General features: G+C 68.3%; 16 protein-coding genes. All 16 read left to right on the forward strand.

Features of this window, described 5'->3' with window-relative positions:
- The first annotated feature begins 8 nt into the window (after positions 1 to 8).
- On the forward strand, positions 9 to 647 hold the full coding sequence (locus tag NK1_RS30180; RefSeq protein WP_063014227.1) for a DUF8175 domain-containg protein: 639 nt from the start codon (positions 9 to 11) through the stop codon (positions 645 to 647).
- Between the two features lie 161 nt (positions 648 to 808).
- Positions 809 to 1444, forward strand: a complete 636-nt coding sequence (locus NK1_RS30185; protein WP_157104513.1) for a DUF8175 domain-containg protein — start codon at positions 809 to 811, stop codon at positions 1442 to 1444.
- On the forward strand, positions 1441 to 2844 hold the full coding sequence (locus NK1_RS30190) for a TrbL/VirB6 family protein (RefSeq protein WP_157104514.1): 1404 nt from the start codon (positions 1441 to 1443) through the stop codon (positions 2842 to 2844). The genes NK1_RS30185 and NK1_RS30190 overlap by 4 nt, the downstream gene beginning before the upstream one ends.
- A complete protein-coding gene (locus tag NK1_RS30195; protein ID WP_063014233.1) occupies positions 2841 to 4319 on the forward strand; it encodes an SCO6880 family protein in 1479 nt (492 codons plus the stop codon). The genes NK1_RS30190 and NK1_RS30195 overlap by 4 nt, the downstream gene beginning before the upstream one ends.
- A 65-nt stretch (positions 4320 to 4384) precedes the next feature.
- Positions 4385 to 6082, forward strand: coding sequence for a putative type IV secretion/conjugal transfer ATPase (locus tag NK1_RS30200; RefSeq protein WP_157104515.1), 1698 nt, complete (start codon positions 4385 to 4387; stop codon positions 6080 to 6082).
- Positions 6082 to 7218 carry a C40 family peptidase gene (locus tag NK1_RS36115; protein ID WP_157104516.1) on the forward strand — a complete coding sequence of 379 codons (1137 nt, stop codon included), beginning with the start codon at positions 6082 to 6084 and terminating at the stop codon, positions 7216 to 7218. Before NK1_RS30200 ends, NK1_RS36115 begins: the two co-directional genes overlap by 1 nt.
- Positions 7219 to 7454: 236 nt before the next feature.
- The gene (locus NK1_RS30210; RefSeq protein ID WP_063014236.1) at positions 7455 to 7778 is read left to right on the forward strand and encodes a hypothetical protein; all 324 of its coding nucleotides are present in this window, start codon (positions 7455 to 7457) and stop codon (positions 7776 to 7778) included.
- A gap of 188 nt (positions 7779 to 7966) precedes the next feature.
- Positions 7967 to 8329 (forward strand): hypothetical protein, encoded by a 363-nt coding sequence (locus NK1_RS30215; RefSeq protein WP_063014238.1) that lies wholly within the window; start codon positions 7967 to 7969, stop codon positions 8327 to 8329.
- Complete coding sequence (locus NK1_RS30220; RefSeq protein WP_063014240.1) at positions 8326 to 9381, forward strand: hypothetical protein; 1056 nt, start codon at positions 8326 to 8328, stop codon at positions 9379 to 9381. The genes NK1_RS30215 and NK1_RS30220 overlap by 4 nt, the downstream gene beginning before the upstream one ends.
- 44 nt (positions 9382 to 9425) lie before the next feature.
- Complete coding sequence (locus NK1_RS30225; RefSeq protein ID WP_157104517.1) at positions 9426 to 10325, forward strand: hypothetical protein; 900 nt, start codon at positions 9426 to 9428, stop codon at positions 10323 to 10325.
- 89 nt (positions 10326 to 10414) lie between these two features.
- Positions 10415 to 11263, forward strand: a complete 849-nt coding sequence (locus NK1_RS30230; RefSeq protein WP_167354326.1) for a hypothetical protein — start codon at positions 10415 to 10417, stop codon at positions 11261 to 11263.
- Between the two features lie 73 nt (positions 11264 to 11336).
- Positions 11337 to 12290 carry a hypothetical protein gene (locus tag NK1_RS30235; protein WP_063014247.1) on the forward strand — a complete coding sequence of 318 codons (954 nt, stop codon included), beginning with the start codon at positions 11337 to 11339 and terminating at the stop codon, positions 12288 to 12290.
- A gap of 62 nt (positions 12291 to 12352) precedes the next feature.
- A complete protein-coding gene (locus NK1_RS30240) occupies positions 12353 to 13276 on the forward strand; it encodes a hypothetical protein (RefSeq protein ID WP_157104519.1) in 924 nt (307 codons plus the stop codon).
- A gap of 61 nt (positions 13277 to 13337) precedes the next feature.
- A complete protein-coding gene (locus NK1_RS30245; RefSeq protein ID WP_157104520.1) occupies positions 13338 to 14297 on the forward strand; it encodes a hypothetical protein in 960 nt (319 codons plus the stop codon).
- A gap of 228 nt (positions 14298 to 14525) precedes the next feature.
- Positions 14526 to 15311, forward strand: a complete 786-nt coding sequence (locus tag NK1_RS30250; RefSeq protein ID WP_063014252.1) for a hypothetical protein — start codon at positions 14526 to 14528, stop codon at positions 15309 to 15311.
- The gene (locus tag NK1_RS30255; RefSeq protein WP_063014253.1) at positions 15308 to 16582 is read left to right on the forward strand and encodes a hypothetical protein; all 1275 of its coding nucleotides are present in this window, start codon (positions 15308 to 15310) and stop codon (positions 16580 to 16582) included. Before NK1_RS30250 ends, NK1_RS30255 begins: the two co-directional genes overlap by 4 nt.
- Positions 16583 to 16742 lie beyond the last annotated feature (160 nt).

Raw genomic sequence — 16742 nt, forward strand, 5'->3', positions numbered from 1 at the left:
AGACACCAGTGAATCCACACACCACCCACCACGCCGGCCTCACCGCACTGATCGGGCTGCTCGGCATCGCCACCCTCACCAGCTGCACCGGCCCCGGCGACCACACCCACCCGCCGACGACGTCATCACTGCCAGCGGACATCCACGCCGCACTCATCAACACCACAACCGCCGTCTACCAGGGCATCTCGCTCCCAATGGCCGACCAAGGCCCCCACACCGTGACCGGCGCGGTCGCCGCAGGATTCACACACACCCCCGCCGGGGCGGCGCTGGCCGCCATCCATGCGCTCGTCCGGATCTCCGTGGCGCCCGACGATCAATGGGCCCTCGTCGGTCAACAAATGCTCGCCGCCGGCGCGGAGCGCGATGACTGGGCCGTTGCGCGGGCCCAGATGTCGATCACCACACCGGTCACCGGCACGCCACCGAAGATCCTCGGCTACCGCATCACCGGATACACCCCAGACCGCGCCGACACCGCGATCTACACCCAGCAATCCGACACGTCGCTGACGTGCAACACCGCCACCGTCATCTGGCAGGCCGGCGACTGGAAACTTCTGCTCCCCGACGGGAACCACCCCGCACTGGTCACCGCACTCAACGCGCTGCCCAGCGACACGATCCTGCTCCCGATCCGATGAACACCGCCACCACGACCCCACCGCATAGGCGCCACCGCTGGCTCGGCCTCGCGATAGCTCTGGCCGTCCCGCTGAGCGGATGCGGTACCGACGTACCTCAACCCCTATCCGCTGATCCATCCGCAACGACCCCTACCACCGCCGCGCGGCCCTCGTCCACTGTGTCGCCGGCCCAGCCGCCGACCACAGACCTGTTCGGAAACCGTCTCGACGTCGTCGGCGACGAAGGACGTGCCCTTAACCAAGACCCGTCCACCCGCTCCAACCCGTCGTCGGGTGACTACCTCACTGCGGCCCCAGCACGGATGACGTGGCAACGCGGGTGGGGTGGTGCCGCGTTGCCAGCGTCCGGGAGTGACGGCCCTGCCGTCATCGACCACGGGATCGCGTCAGGATTCGCCGACACCCCGCAAGGTGCGGCACTCGCGGCCTGCGACGCGCTCGCCCGCACCCTCGCCGCGCCAGAAGGTGTGTGGCAGAACGTTGTTCGTGCTCGATCAGTCGGTGACACCGACGCGTTCATCGCCAGGGTGACGCGCAGCCGCACCCGCACACCTGATGCCGCCCGCTATCTCACCGTCCCCGACGGCATCCGCGTCCGCGAGGGCTACCGTCCGGATTTTGCGGTCGTCGACATCGCCACCCGAACCCGCGACGGATACACCTACATGTCCTTGCCGATGACCTACGGCGGCGACTGGCGAGTGCGCCTGCCCGACGACATCGAAACACTCTGGCACCCCGGCGATCCCATCTCTAGCCTCGCCGGCTTCGGGGAGTGGAGGACCATCACATGACGACATCTATCGCCACTGGGATACACGCTCAGTTGCCGGACATCGTGTGCGACCTGCCCACCGGACCTGGCGCGGTGTGCGCGTTGAAACAACTCGGCGGCAAAGCCGCCAACTCCGCCGCGAACTCCGCATTCGACAGCTTGGTCGACTCTTTGGTCAACGGCATGACATCCGGAATCCGATTCGTGATGACGTGGTGGGTCAACCTACCCTCTCCGCAGCTAGCGGCGTCCACCGGGGAGCCGGGCCCTGCCTTGGCGGCCATCCGCGGGTATACCAGCGGTTTGCAGGTGCTGCTGATGATCGCGGGGATCTTGTTCGCCGCCGCTCGGCTGGCGATGGCCAAACGTGGTGGTGTCGCGGGGGAGGCGCAGGAAAGCTTCCTCATGTTCGCGCGGGCGGTGTTCGCCTCGATGATGTTCTCCGCGTTGATCACTACCGGCACGAAAGCTGGAGATGCGTTCAGTGACTGGGTGATCAACGACGCTACTGGCGGCGACCTGCACGGCGCGGTCGAGCGGTTGGTCGACAACAACCTGCGCGATCACAGCAACCTCGGCTCCGGCGTCCTGCTCGTGCTGGCCATCCTCGGCCTGATCAGCATGCTCGTTCAACTCGCGATGCTCGTCATCCGCCAAGCCGTCCTCATCCTGGTGGTCGCCGCGATCCCGCTGGCAGCGGCCGCCGCCGGAACCGGACCAGGATCGCAGGCCTACAAGCGGATGCTGTCGTGGTCGCTGGCGTTCGTGCTGTGGAAACCGGTCGGTGCCCTCGTCTACGCGATCGCCTTCACCGCAGCAGGGACGAAAATCACTGGTCAGCAACAAGATCCGCAACTGGTGTTGCTCGGAATGATCCTGTTGTTGTCGGTGACGATCGTGCTGCCGGCCTTGATGCGGCTGGTCGCGCCCGCGGTGGCCACCCTCGGCGGCGGGGGAGGGGCAGGCGTCGCGCTCGCCGGCGGCGCCCTCGGCATCGCCATGGGTGCAGCCGGAGGTGACCGTTCCGCGGCCCGCAAGATGACCGAAGGCGAAAACGCCACCGCCAGCGGAGCCGGAGGCGGTAGTCCCCACCCGCCCCCGAGTGGCCCATCGGGCGGGGCAGGAGGTGGCCGTCCTCTCTCGGGTGGCACCGGTGGTGGTGGAGCTTCGCCCGGCGGCGGGGCCTCATCCGGAGGGGCCGCACCGGCGGGAGCCGGGGGCCGGTCGGCGGGCCCCGCGGAACAAGCCGGTGGCAGTTCGGGTGCGGCGGGCGGCGCGGGCGCGGGCGTCGCTGGAGCGGCTGTCATGGGTGCGCAGTTGGCTGGTCAGGGGGTGCAGTCGGCGAGTTCGGCGGTCGGATCCCAAGCCGGTGACAGCTGGGATATCGATGCGCCCGGTCCGTTGGAGGTGCGGCGATGACCAGTCCCCGCATGTACGGCAGATGGGAGAAACCGCGCTCGGCTGGGTTCTTCGGCATGACGTGGGGAGTGAGCATGCTCGCGCTGGCCCTGCTGATCACCGTGATGGCCACCTTCATGATCACCCGATCCATCCCGACAACGCTGATCGTGCTTGCTTGCGCCGCAATGGTTTTCACGCCGCTTGTCATCACCGTCGATGGCCGGTCCGGGTGGGAGACGGCGGTCTTGCGTGTCCAGTTCGCGGCGGCGAAAGCGCGGGGTGAACTGCTGTATCGGTCTGGCCGGTTTTCCCGGATCCCAGGTGTGGCGAGATTGCCTGGCCTGCTGGCTGATTCACGTCTGGCCGAGTGGGAGACACCGGGCGGGAAGCGGTTCGCGATTATCCATATTCGTCGCACCGATCACTGCACGGTGGTGCTGCGGGTGCTACCGCGCGGCAAGGAACTGGTCGACCAAGCCCAAATCGATGCCTGGGTCGGCGAGTACGGGCATTTCCTGGCCTCGCAGTCACGCGGCGGTGAGGTCGTCGCGGTCACCTCGGTGCTCGAGACTGTCGCCGAAACACATCTCAAGCAACGCCGCGAAGTCGCACGCCTGGTCCGGCCGCATGCGCCGCAGTTCGCGGCCGCGGTGATGCGTGAGGCCGCCGCCGATATCGGCGGAGTGGGCGTGCGGACAGAAGGCCGCATCGCCATCACCTACCGCGCCATCGGCACCTCCCGCAAAACCCGGCAGGATCTGCCTGAGCAGGCCCGCGAGATCGGGCAACGGCTGCAAGGGGTGCTGTCTCAGCTGGCCCGAGCGGGGCTGCCGGCCACGCCGCTGCAGGCGTGGGAGGTGCTGGGGCTGGTGCGGTCTCGCTACGACCTGGCCGCCCAGCGCGATATCGAAGCGGCCGGCCCGGCGATCACCGATACACAGTCGTGGGATTCGGTTGGCCCGATCGCGCACGAGGACCACTGGGACCATCTGGTGCACGACGGAGCCCGCTCCATCACGTGGGAAATGGACGCCCCGCCGCGGGGCGCGGTGCTGGAAACCGGTCTGGAGGAGTTGCTGCGCCCGCGCGCGGATGTGCCACGCAAACGGGTCGCGATTGTGTACCGCCTACATTCGGCGGCCGAGGCCACCGACATCGTCGACTCCGACTTCCGCGACGCGCTGGCCGCCGAGCAGACCGAACGCGGGATCGCGTCGGCCGCCGCCTCCATCCGCGTCGACAACACGCGCGCCGCCCGTCAGGAACAAGCCCGCGGCGCCGGTCTCACCCGATTCGGGGTCCTGGTCACCGTCACCGACGTCCTGGACGCCGACGTGCCGGGCATCGAAGCCTCCGTGCGGACGATGACCGCGGCGTCGCGGCTGCGGGTGCGCCGCTGCTACGGCTCCCAAGCCGCTGCATTCGCCGCATCCCTGGGGATCGGGCTGATCCTGCCCGAACACCTCTCAATCTCGAAGCGGTTCAACGCATGAACATCCATAACGAGACCCGGAAGGCCCGCCGACCGCGAACGACGACCGTCGCGGGGATCCGCGTATTGACATCCCCGGCCCGCGCAGCGGCCGAAACGGCCGCCGCCGGTCGTGGTCTGGCCGCCGTGCGTGCTCGCTGGGCGCTGTCGAGCGACGATCATCGCCGCGTCACTGCCGCACGACGGGTGGAGGATTCGGTTCGCGACGGATTCGCGGTGCCCGCAGCGGGTTTGACCGACCGCGGGTACCGCGGCATCGGCGGAGGTCGCGCGACGGTGGTGCCGGCGACACCGGAATGGCGGGCGACCACAGTGCAGGTGGCCGGATTGTGGCCCTTCGCGGTCGGCGCGACCGCCCCAGTGGTGGGTTGCCCTGTCGGCTCGCATTACGTCACCGGCGCGCCGGTGCATTTCGACCCGATGTCGTGGTTCGCGCGCGGGTTCATCACCGCGCCGATCGTGTTCGTGTTGGCGCTCAACGGTTTCGGCAAATCGTCATTGATCCGGCGCCTGGCGACCGGGGCGGTCGCGGCCGGGGAAACAGTGCTGTGCATGGGCGACACCAAACCCGACTACCGCGATCTGGTCGAAGCCTTGGATGGACAGGTCGTCGACCTCGGCTACGGGCACGGCAGCATCAACCCCCTGGCAGTCGGCGCCCTCGGCACCATCATCGACCACCTCGCGGATCCGGATCAGCGTCGCCAGGTCGCCGCGCGGGTGGAAGCCGGGCAGGTCAACATCGTCGCAGGACTGATCGAGCTGGTCCGCGGCTCCCGCGTCGCCGACTACGAAGAAACACTCATCGCCGCTGGGTTGCGCGAACTCTACAGCCCTGCAGGCGGTTTCACTCCCCAGCGGCCGCCGCGGCTGTCGAATCTGCTGGCCACGATCTCCGGCGGCGCGGACCGGCTGCGGCAGTTCGCCGAGGAAGACGACGACGTCGCGTTCCGGGCAGCGACCAAAGTGCTGCGCCGCTCGCTGCGCGCGGTGATCGAGGGCCCGTGGGGCCAGATATTCGACCGTCAGACCAGCACACCCCTAGATCTGAACAGCCCGGCCGTGTGCATCGATGTGTCTCGCATCCCCGAAGGTGACACGAAACTGCTGGCGGCGGTGTTGATGGTGTGCTGGAGCGAAGGGTTCGGCGCGGTCGCCGCCGCCCACGCTCTCGCCGACGCCGGCCTCGCGCCGCCTCGCACGTTCGAGGTCGTCATGGACGAAATTTGGCGGGTGCTGGGCGCGGGGGAGTTCATGGTCGACCGCGTCGACGCCCTGACCCGGTTGAACCGGCCGCTGGGCACCGGGCTGATCATGTGCAGTCACACCATCAAAGACCTCGCCGCCTTCGACTCGCCGGCCGCGCAAGCCAAAGCCCTCGGCTTCTTCGAACGCGCCCGCGCCAAAATCATCGGCCCCGTCGGACCGGAAGAGATCGAACGCCTCCGCGCTGCGGTATCCATCACCGATACAGAGAAGCTGCTGGTCACCTCCTGGGCCGCGCCCCGGCCACCGACCGACGACCATCTCGACGACACCGGCGTGCGCGAAACTCCGCCCGGCACAGGGTGTTTTCTGCTCAAAACCGGTGAAGCCGACGCTCCTGGTGTTCCGTTCCGAATGACGTTCACCCCGACCGAGCGGGCCCGCGACATCCACAACACCAACCGCCGCTTCTCCCACCTGACTGGAGAACACCACGACGGCCCGCGGCCCTCGTTCGCGGCTGAGGCCGTCGAGGTGGGGGAGGACGGCGATGAGTGATGTCGTCTGCCAGAACCATCCTTACAGGCATCGTGGCGCTGCCCATCGCGTTGATCGTGTTCCTGGCGGTGCTCGTCGGGATCCAGCCCGCGGACACGTGTGCGACCCAGGTGCTCGCGGGAGGAGTCGAGGGCCCGACCGGGCGGTCGCTGGCTGGGTTGAACGAGCGCCAGTTGGAGTTGGCGCGCAACGGTGTCGCGATCGGCAAACAACGCCGGGCCACGGAGTCGGTGATCATTGCCGAACTCGCGGCGATGATCACCGAATCGACGTTGCGCAACCTGGCGAACTCCAACGTTCCGGAATCGCTGAGTTTCCCCAACGACGGCGTCGGCGCCGACCACGACTCCGTAGGTCCGCACCAGATGCGGGTCAGCGTCTGGGGACGCGTCGGCATCGCCACCCTGATGAACGCGGCCCATCAGATCAACTGGTTCTACGACCAAGCCGCCACCATCACCGGCGCCACATCGATGTCCTCAGCAGAACTAGCCCAAGCAGTCGAGATGTCCGCACCGAACGCCTATGCGGCACAACTGGAGCTGGCCCGACGCCTCTACGCGATGTTCGCCGACATCGACCCATCGTCCCTACCCGCCACCATGCCGGGACAGCCAGTCACAGGCTGCGGGCCCGGGCCGGGGGCGTCCGGCGGACCGGTGAAGGCCAGTGGTTTCGGACAAGCAGTCGTGGCCGCCGCGCAGCGGTGGATCGGCACCCCGTACGTCTGGGGCGGAGGAGACATCAGCGGCCCGACTGGTGGCGGGTTCGACTGCTCCGGCCTGACCCTGTACGCGGTCTACCAGGCCTCGGGAGGCCGAATCCGGTTGCCGCACTACACCCAAGCACAACAAGACGACCCCGCCGCGCAGACTGTGCCGTTCGACCAACGCCAACCTGGCGATCTGATCTTCTTCACCGCTCCCGGCGACAGCGATTCCCACCATGTCGCCGTATACGCCGGCCGCGACGCAGACGGCACCGACCTGGTCGTCCACGCCCCCCAAACCGGCCAAACCGTCACCACCGCACCCCTGGCCCGAGTCGCCGGAACCGACCACCTCGACGTCCGCCGCTACAGCACCCCACCACCACTACCCCGAAACCCCGCAGCGGAGGAGGGAAAACCACTGTGACAAAAGACCATTCGGAGCGCCAACGTCATTCTCGACCCGTCCGTGGACGTTCCACTCCTCCGTCATCGAAGCGTCGCAACACCGCTACCGATACCGCTACCACTGGCGCGGTCGGTAACGGTCGCTCCACTCACGAGCAACGCCTCGCAGCACGGGCGTCGTCGGGGCCGCATCTTCTGGCCTGGGTCGCCGCGACGCGGCATACCTTCACCATCTGCGACCCCAACGGACACACCGTGGCCCACGATCGCTTCCACCGAGACCTGATCATCGACAGCGACGACGCCGCGACTGAAACGGCAGTGCTGCAAGCGATCTGGCTCGCGGGACACGGGAAAGAACTGTGGGGTGCCGACATGGCGACCCTGCGCATCGTCACAACCCGCTTCGTCGCGGACCCAGGCGCACTGCACGGTGCGGCGTTGACCAGCGGCCTGGTGCTCGACCTGGTCGTCGACGCCACCACCAACCCGGCTACCGGCCATCAGCTCGGCGTCTGGGTCGACTGGCGCCGCGTCGACCTCACCTGTCTGATCCAACACCCGAGGAACCAGCAATGAAGTCACGCCCCATCGCAATCATGCTCACCATCATGGCCGGAACATGCCTGCTCACGGCGTGCACCGAACACCCATCACGCGGCCGACCGCCGGATAGAGATCCCTGCGCCCGCAGCAGATTCGAGCCACCCTTCACCGCAGTCGACCCATGCTCGGCCGAATCGGTCACGTCGGCAGCGCTGGAGACGATGTTCACCTACCGGCCTGCCGAGGGGCTCGAGCCACGGCGCGCGTTCGAAGCCGCGACGCCGCTGCTGGATCCCGAATTCGCACGCAGCGGTGCACCCGCGGCGACCGCATTGGCGCCGGTCACGCCCGACATGTGGGGCCGGTGGCGAGACCAGCACATCACCGTCACCGCGACTGCCCACGCCACGGCCGATGATCACCCCGCCGACACCGCGTCGCGGGCGGCGCGTGTGGTGACCGTGAGCATGCAACCCAGCGACAGCACACCCGCGCTGAAGCTGGTGGTGTTCGCTGTCGCGCACCGCGCGCAGACCGGCGATGGCGCGCGATGGCTGCTGTCGAACGTGCAGGTCGCGTCGTGACCAGCGCCAACGGTGACCCAGTCGACGAGGGCGGGCAAGCGGTCAAAGCCGGGTTCGTGCAAGCGATGCAATCCGCGGCTATGACGATGAACCTGCTGCAGCGCCGCGGCAGCGAATCGCGCTCGCGGCAAGAGTTCGCCCAACGCCAAGACGACCGGATCGCCGATCAGCAGCGCAAGACCGACGTCCACGCCGCACAAATCCAGGGTTATATCAATCGGGCTCAGCATGGTCGCCTCGAGCACTGGGCCGATATGGCGATCAAGGCCGGCCGCTACCGCGAGCACCTGCTCGAGATGCAAGTAAAAAACGCCCGCCTGCAACACGATCAGGACAGAGCAGACCGCGCCAAAGACAGCGACAAAGCCACCGAGGAACGCCGCGACAAGGTCCACGGGCTGCAAGTGCGGGCCCTGCGCGGCGAGTACAACCGCAAAGACGCGATCCACACCCAGCAGCTACGCCGCTACGACCAACAGATCACGCAAGACCGGCGGCTCCACGATCTGAAGGTCGAATACCAGAAGCTGCTGATCGAGGCCCGCAAACGTGCGCTCGGGCTCACCGAAACACTCACCGACACCGACCCCGGCGCCGCCCGCGCTCACGCCGCCAGCGCGGGCTGGGCGGCGGCCGAGGCCACCGCGGACCTGTCCGACGAACACCGCGGCGCCGCCGACGCGTGGGCCGAACGTTACGGCAAGGACACCGGCAACGACCCCCGTGCCACCCTGGCCGCTGCCCGAGCCGATGCCGCCGCCCCCGACGACGCGGCCGATGAACTCCACACCCAGATGAACGCGCTCGCTGCCGAGTACACCCTCACCAGCTACGGCGACGCGCAGGTCCGCGATTTCGGTGCGGCCACGTCGAGCCGGCCGGATGCCGGTTCCGGCGAAGACCTCGAAGTGCTCGACGGACAGGCCATCTCCGTCGCTGTCGAGACCACCGGTGTCACGAGTGACATCGACATGGCGGTCGATTTCACCCCGCCGGCTCTCCCGCCGGTAGAAGCGCTCGACGCGGTGCCCTCGCCGGGGATCGAACCATGATGGCGCGCACCAAGTCTCGCTCAATCCCCCCGACGGCACCTCTCATGCCCGATCGGTGGCAGATGAAGGTGCTCGCGGGGGTACATGCACACGCGTCGGCGGCGCGGGAGATGGCCGCCGCGGCGCGGGCCGGGCGAGAGGCGACCGGTGAGCTTCCGCCCCCGTCGTGGTCGCGGGCTTTCCGCACCGAGGTCCTGCTCGGGCAAGAGCTCGAGAAAGCGGGCTTGGCCGCGGGGGTGCCGCGGGAATGGCTGAACCAGGTCCGTACCCGCGCCCATCTGGGCCAGCCGTGGCGACGCGACCTGCACTGGCGCATCCCGAGACCGGTGGACCGGACTCGGCTGCTGGTCGGGCTGGCCGGTGAGGCACACCGGATTCAGGACCTCGCCGCGGTCTCGGTCGCCTACGAGCATCGCGGTGCGCACGCCGAACCCGGCACCGCGACCTGGGTGATGCGCAACCTGCGCAGATCCCGTACCCGCCTGGTCCAACTCGCACGCCTGCTCGCCGTGACCGACGAGGAAGCCCAGCAACTGTGGGACTCGCCGCAACACTGGGCCGCCGCCGCTGAGGGGGCCCGGGCCGCCGGTGTCGACGAACTCGACACTCGCTGGCGCGCCCACGCCCACAGCGATCAGACCAGCATCGTCTTGCAGGCCCGCGCACTCACCAAATCCGGCATCACCGCGCCCACCGCCGCCGCACTGCCACCGCCTGACCAGATTCTCGAGCTCCTTCGACAAGAGCTCGAACACAACAGTGTTCCCGTGGCGCAGGGTGCGGCCCGGCATCTGGAAGCGGAGGTGGTCGAGCCGGCCGGGCACGGCATCGATATCGCGGTCGCCGCGACCGGAAGAGGCAGCGGCGGCGATGGCGGCCTGGTGCACGATCTTCCGCTGGCGATACCGCGCCAACCCAGCTTCGGAGTCGGGGTCGAGCCATGACCGGGACAGAGCTCGCTGTCGGTGCGGGTGGTCGGCGTCCGGTGGCGCCGAATGCCGCACAGAAGGCACTGCTGCGGAGCTTGTGCGCGGTGTCAGCGCAGACGCGGGCGCAGCTCGATACCGCGCGCACCGACTGGGAGACAGGGGTTTTGGCGGAACCCTCCTGGTTCGCGCGCCTGGATGCCCTGATGAAGCGCAGCGCGGCATTGGCCGAGCTGGGCCACGCCGGTGGAATCCCGCAACGGTGGATCGATGTTGCCCGCCAACAGGGCGAGCGCGGCACAGGGTGGCGGACCCCGCAACGATGGCCCGTCCCGCAACCTGTGCAGCGGGCCCGCCTCATCGACGACCTCGCCGCCGAAGCCCGCGACCTCAGTGACGTCATCGCCGTCCACGCTGCCTACCGCGGCCGTGCCCGTATCGACGAACCGGACTCTCTGCGCACACGCATCGAAGCCTGCGCAGCTGTGCGTCACGAGCGCTTGACCTCGATCGCGGCGCTCTTGGATCTGATCGGCCCCGAACGTGACCGGATCAGGCCGGCGCCGGATCCGATCTGGGCCCGCGCTTTGGCGGCCACGGTGCGAGAGCGCGACCCCCACCTGCTGGCACAGCAATGGCGCGCCCACGCCGAACACGAGCCCGCATCGGTGGCTGCCTACCGGCTACTGACCGACCACGGCGATATCGACTTCACCGGTGACCACGCGATCACACCGCTGCCCGCAGCGATGGTCGAACACATCACGGCCGCTCTGCGGCTCCCGCCCGGCCTCGCCGGTCACGGCCTGGATCTCGGTGCAGCGACGGACAACGCGGTGACCGCCGCGTTAGGCGAACCCCGATGCCTCGAATTCCCCGCGCTAACTGCCGGCGATGAGCAGCACGTCGGCGGAGCACCAGCACGCACACATCGCCACAACGGCCCGAGTCCATGACCGCGCGAGGCGCAGGCCCTCGAGCCGCTGACTATCCGGCGGCGGAGCAACAAGCCCGAGCCAGGAGGCAAGGATGACGATTCCCGAACCGGTACCCGATCCAGCCACCATCTCAGCGCAGACGTCGACCCTTGCGCAGGGAACCGACCGCGTCCAGAATCCAAACGCCGCCCAAGCGGCGCTGTTGCGACGGCTGCGTGACGTCTCCGACGGGCTGCACAGGATGCAGGGAACAGGCGGTCTCGCAGGCGAATTCGGTCACTTTCCGTCCGAACTGTGGCACGACTACCTCAACGACATGCACGACCGTGCCGAGGCACTCACTGCCCTCGGGCGCGCCGGCGGCATCCCTGAACAATGGCTCGACTACGCCCGTGGGCATACCGCTAGCGCGCAGGTGCCCGACCGCTGGCCGGGCACTGATGCGCGGGCGCGCGCCGAGCTGATCGCCGCAGTGGGCGGGCAGGCTCGGGAGCTGGGGCACATCGCGGCGGTGCATGCCGCCTATCGGTCGCGGATCGCCGCTGAACCCGACCGAGCCCAGGACGCTTTCGCTGAAATGCTGGCCCAGCGATGGGACCGGATCGGCACGGTGGCGGCTCTGCTGAAACCTGTCGGCGCGGAACGCGAAGAGATTTGGCCCGACGCCGAGAGTCCCGCATGGCTCGCGTCTTTCGCCCAGCCAGTACGCGACATCGGGACTGCCGAGTTGGCGCGGCGATGGCACACCCACCTGTCGGCTCCCGACGCCGCCGTGGCCACGCATGCGGCGCTGGCCGACTACGGCGACTTGGCCTGGGACCCCGACCGCGAACTGGTGCCACCACCGCAATCGCTCATCGCCCAAATCAGCGCCGTCCTGCATCCCGGCCGCAGCGTCGACAAGGCGGTCGGTGGTGGCGCCGCGATCGACGCCGATATCGCCGCTGCACTCCCCGCTGAGCCCCGCGAATTTCTGCCGGAGATCCCCGCACCGGACCCGAACCAAGATGTCGGCCTCGCGCTCGATACCGGACCCGAACCGTGACGGCAACCCATTCAGCCGAAAACAGCAGCAACGCATATCAATCCGCATCCAGGAGATCGCACATGAACGAACCACAATCACCGCCCGTGCAGCGAAGACCGGTGTGGCAGCAAAGACTGCTCGACCGGATCCAGGACTTGTCCGACGACCGCGGCCGGCTCCTGCGCGAGGGCTACGACACTCCGCCAGGGGCGGGGGAGTCGGCCATGCTGGCATGGCGCACTCAGCTACTGCAGCTGGCAGCCGACCGCAGCGAGATCGAAGCCCGCGCGCACGCGATCGGCATCCCGCCCGCCGACATCGCCGCCGCCCGAGCAGCCGGAAGCCGCGGACGCCGAGCCGACCTCAACCCCGAGCCCGGCGCCGATGCGGAGCGCGAGCACGTGATGGACTGGGTGGCCAGCGACGTATGGCAGATCCAGCACATGGCCGCGATCGACGTCACCCACCGGATGCGGGCGGTCACCGACGCACCCCGATTCGAGCCCGAACCGTGGATGGTCGCTCAGTTCGAGCGCAACCTGAGCGCGTTGTGGATCCGGGCCGGCAACGTCGCCGACGCGATCGGCCTCACCGTCGCCGAATCCGCCGGAATGTGGGCCCGGACCAGCAGTGACTGGCAGCGAATCCTCGACGCCACGACACATACCTACGACAACGAAGCAATCGGGGAACGCTGGCGCGTCTACGCCCGCCCCGGCATCGAAACCAGCGTCGTGCGCGATGCCATGGCCATCACCCTGCGCCTGGACGTCGCCCTGTCCGAGCAACGCGTGCGCATCCCCACACCGCACGCCATGAAAACCGCTGCCGCAGAAGCATTCCTGTCCCGCCCCTCCGCCTCATCCGTCGCCGATCCCATCACCGACGCGATCGACCGTGCCCTTCCCGAGGCCGACCACAACCGATGGGACACACCCACACCCACAACCACCGGCACACCACAGCACCCCGGGCCCGATTTCGACCGGGGGGCCCAGTTATGAGCCACGCCTGCCCACACGCACCCGACTCGCAGCAGGTTGACCACCAGGAGAGATGCCGACCATGACCAAACCTGACCCCGCAGTATCGATCGAACAGTGGCAGGCGAAGTTGCTGGCCCGCATCGACCGCCTCGCGCGCGAGCACGCGACGGTGCAGGCACGAGGCTTCGGCGGCTACGCCGGCACCGACGGCACGCCCGAACAAGAGTGGCGCTCGCACCTGGACGCGTTGGAAGCCGAACGCGAAACCACCGAACAACTGGCCATCGAACTCGGCATCCCAACCCAATGGGTCGAACACGCCCGCATCAACGGAGTCGGAGCAGCCGAACTACGCTCTCCCGCACCGGAAATCGTGAACGCAGTCGTCGATCCGGCCACCCAGGCCGACTCGTCCGAGGCTTCCTCGGCGTCGAAGCAGCTGTTCATCGACATGGCTGTCGTCGATGTGTGGCATGTGCACCGCATGGCGTTGCTGTCAGCGGCCCGCGATGCCCGCCTCAGTGCTGGCCGTTTGGGCTTGGGCGCCGATCCGGTCGCCGACATGCAGTTCCACCGCAACATGACATTGCATCATCAGCGCGCGGCGGGACTGTCCGACGCCGCGCAATTGTCGGCGCCCGAGGTCGCAGCACTGTGGGACAGCCCACAAGTCCGCACGGCGCGCCGACAAGCCGCGCAGCAGATCAACCGGTGGGACGACCTGCACCTGGAATTCGAGTGGCGCCGCTACACCCAACCGGTCACCGACCCCGCTTTGCCGCCCTACATCCCCACGCACCCGGCCACCGGAGCCCCCACCAGCCGGGCACAGGCACCACCCCCGGCGCCTGAGGAATTGATCGCTCGCGCCGCCGCCGCGCTCGGTATCGACCCCGAACGCACCGACCGGATCCCGATCCACCACGCAACAGCCATCGATATCGCTCTGCCCGCGGCCACCGACCGCGACTGGCAACCCGGCCCCGCCCCAACAGCGCCACCAGCCGCAACGGGACCGGACCTCGGACCCGAACCCTGACCACCCCAACCACTTTCCCGGTGACGCCGCTGGCGCCGCGCAGCACCGGTTCAACCCGCCACCGCGAGGGACATCCCGTCACGCCACGACCGGCACTCGGTCGCGGCCCGCTTCACCAGAAGGCGGAACACGATGTCCGACAACACATTCCCACCATCACATACACCCGACCCCAGCGCCGCAGACACCGCCGCGGCCCCGGGAAATTCCGGCGCACCAGCGGCTCCGATGCCGCACACAGCGTTTCGATCCCGCGCCATAGCCAGCCCGCTGGCGGTCCGATTCGGTCCCGACGACCCCGACGCCGTGCATGCCATCGCGCTACGTGCGGTGCAGGACTCGATGAAGCGCTACATCGACTGGCAACACCAACAGCCCTCGGACGGCATTGCTGCCGGTCCCGGCGAGTGGCGAGTGACCGCGATCAACGGCATCGAAGACGACCTGCGCCGCGCCTACCTCGACGCAGTCCAAGCCGGCGTGCCGATCAGTCAGATCGACACGGCCCACGATCTCGGACGAGCCGGTGTCGGGTGGGACCAGCAACCCGCCCATCGGTTGCTGGGACGGCTCGAACACCTCGCCCACGCACTCACCCTCGCCGAAGCACACAGAGGCACCGACCGCACCCGGATACGCGACCTCGAACACGAGCTCGACCGAGCCCACACCCGCAATACCGATCTGACCGAAGACCTGGCCCACGCCCGCAACACCATCGCCAATCAGACCGAAGAACTGGTCGACGCCGAATGGCAGACCGGACACCGCCACCACAACGTCGAACCCGGACCGCAGTCCGTCCGCGCGCACGCCCGCATGAACGCCGAACTGGCGCTGGCCAACGAGATCGACGCCCTGCAACGCGGATCGGCAACCGATACCAGCGGTGGGATCGGTACAGCGATCGACACCGCACTGCCCGGCCATCCCGGCAACTGGCCCCACACCACCGACCCCGACACCGGGCCAACGCCCGCCACGTCGGATCACGGGCCGGAGGTAGAGCCGTGACCACTCTGGACGAGCCGCTGGGTTTCACCAACCCGGACTACTACCGCGACGCCGCCTCGCAGACCGAGCGGCAGCTGCGCGCCGATTTCGCGCGCTATTACCAGCTGCGCGAGATCGCGCCGTCCGCCATTTCAGCTGAGGCTCGCGCCGAATTCAACGCTCGCGCCGACGAAGTGGCGAGCCGGTGGGCGCGCCATGAGTCCGAACACTGGCGCGGCACCTGGGCCGGATTACAGCGGGTCGTGGCCGGGTGGCGAACTCAACCGGAAATCGCGCGCCGCAACTTCGACCAGATCGCCCGCGCCCGCGCCTCCGGTGAGGTAGCGATCGACGACGACATCTGGCGCACCCTGCAACAAGCCCGCCTGATCACCGGGCACGGCCCCGCCACTATCACCGGCTCCGGCCAAGACGCCGCCCGCCGCTACCCCTACCTGCAACCCGACATGGGCGCCACCACCGCGCAGCCCCAGGCGGTACAGGGAATCGATCACCGCACTGCGGTAGAGCGCACGCTGGGTGCGCCGAGAAGCCCGGTTGTCGCGTTGCCGAGCCTCGCGCAGGTCGACGCGGTCATCGCCGACACCGATGCGCTGCTCGAAGCCGAGGAATCAGCAGCCGATCTCGATGATGGGCGCGAAGCGCGAAAACTGCTGCTGCCCCGAACAGTTCGTGAGGCACGAATCTCGGCCGACTACAGCCACACCGAGACCTGGGAACGCCGCCACGTCGAGGCTCTGCGAGAAGTCCAAGACCTCGCCGCCGAGCACAGCAACGTCGCCGATCACCTCGACGGCACCGACGATCAAGCCCGCATCGCACGCCTCGACCGGCTACGGGCAGGGCTGAGCGCCGCGCGACGCGACGCCCTCGCCATCGGACTCACCGACGACCAGGTACACACCGCTTACACCACCGGCCGCGACGGAACCTACTGGGCCACACAACCATCCGATCCCCATTTGGGACGAATTGCCCAGCTGCTCGAACACCGCGACCTCGCCCACGCCGCCGCAGACTCCTACCGCAACCAACTCAGCGGAGCCACCGCGAGAGCCGCCGATCCTGGCCTACCATTCGCTCACAGTAGCTCGATCAAGGGTGCCGAAGCTCGAGAGCTGGCGGAGACCGGCGGCGGTGCGGGTGCGGCGATCACCGCTGCGGTCGAGACCGCGCTTCCCGACAACGACCTCGGCGAATGGTCGCCACCAGCCAACAGTTCGGTGTCGAAAGATGCCGTTTCCCAGATTGATCGGGAGGTGAGCTTGTGATGGCGCTCGGTAAGCGTCCTGCACAGGTGTTCACCGTGTTATCCCCAGCCTGGGCGGAGGCAGTGTGATGGCGCGGCAGACGCGGCGCCGCACGACCGGCGGGTTCGGTGAGGAAACCTGGCTGCTGCTCATCGCGCTCGGTCTCATCGCGCTGGCTCTG

The organism is Nocardia kruczakiae NBRC 101016 (genome assembly GCF_001612965.1).
GTDB classification, from domain to species: Bacteria; Actinomycetota; Actinomycetes; order Mycobacteriales; family Mycobacteriaceae; genus Nocardia; species Nocardia kruczakiae.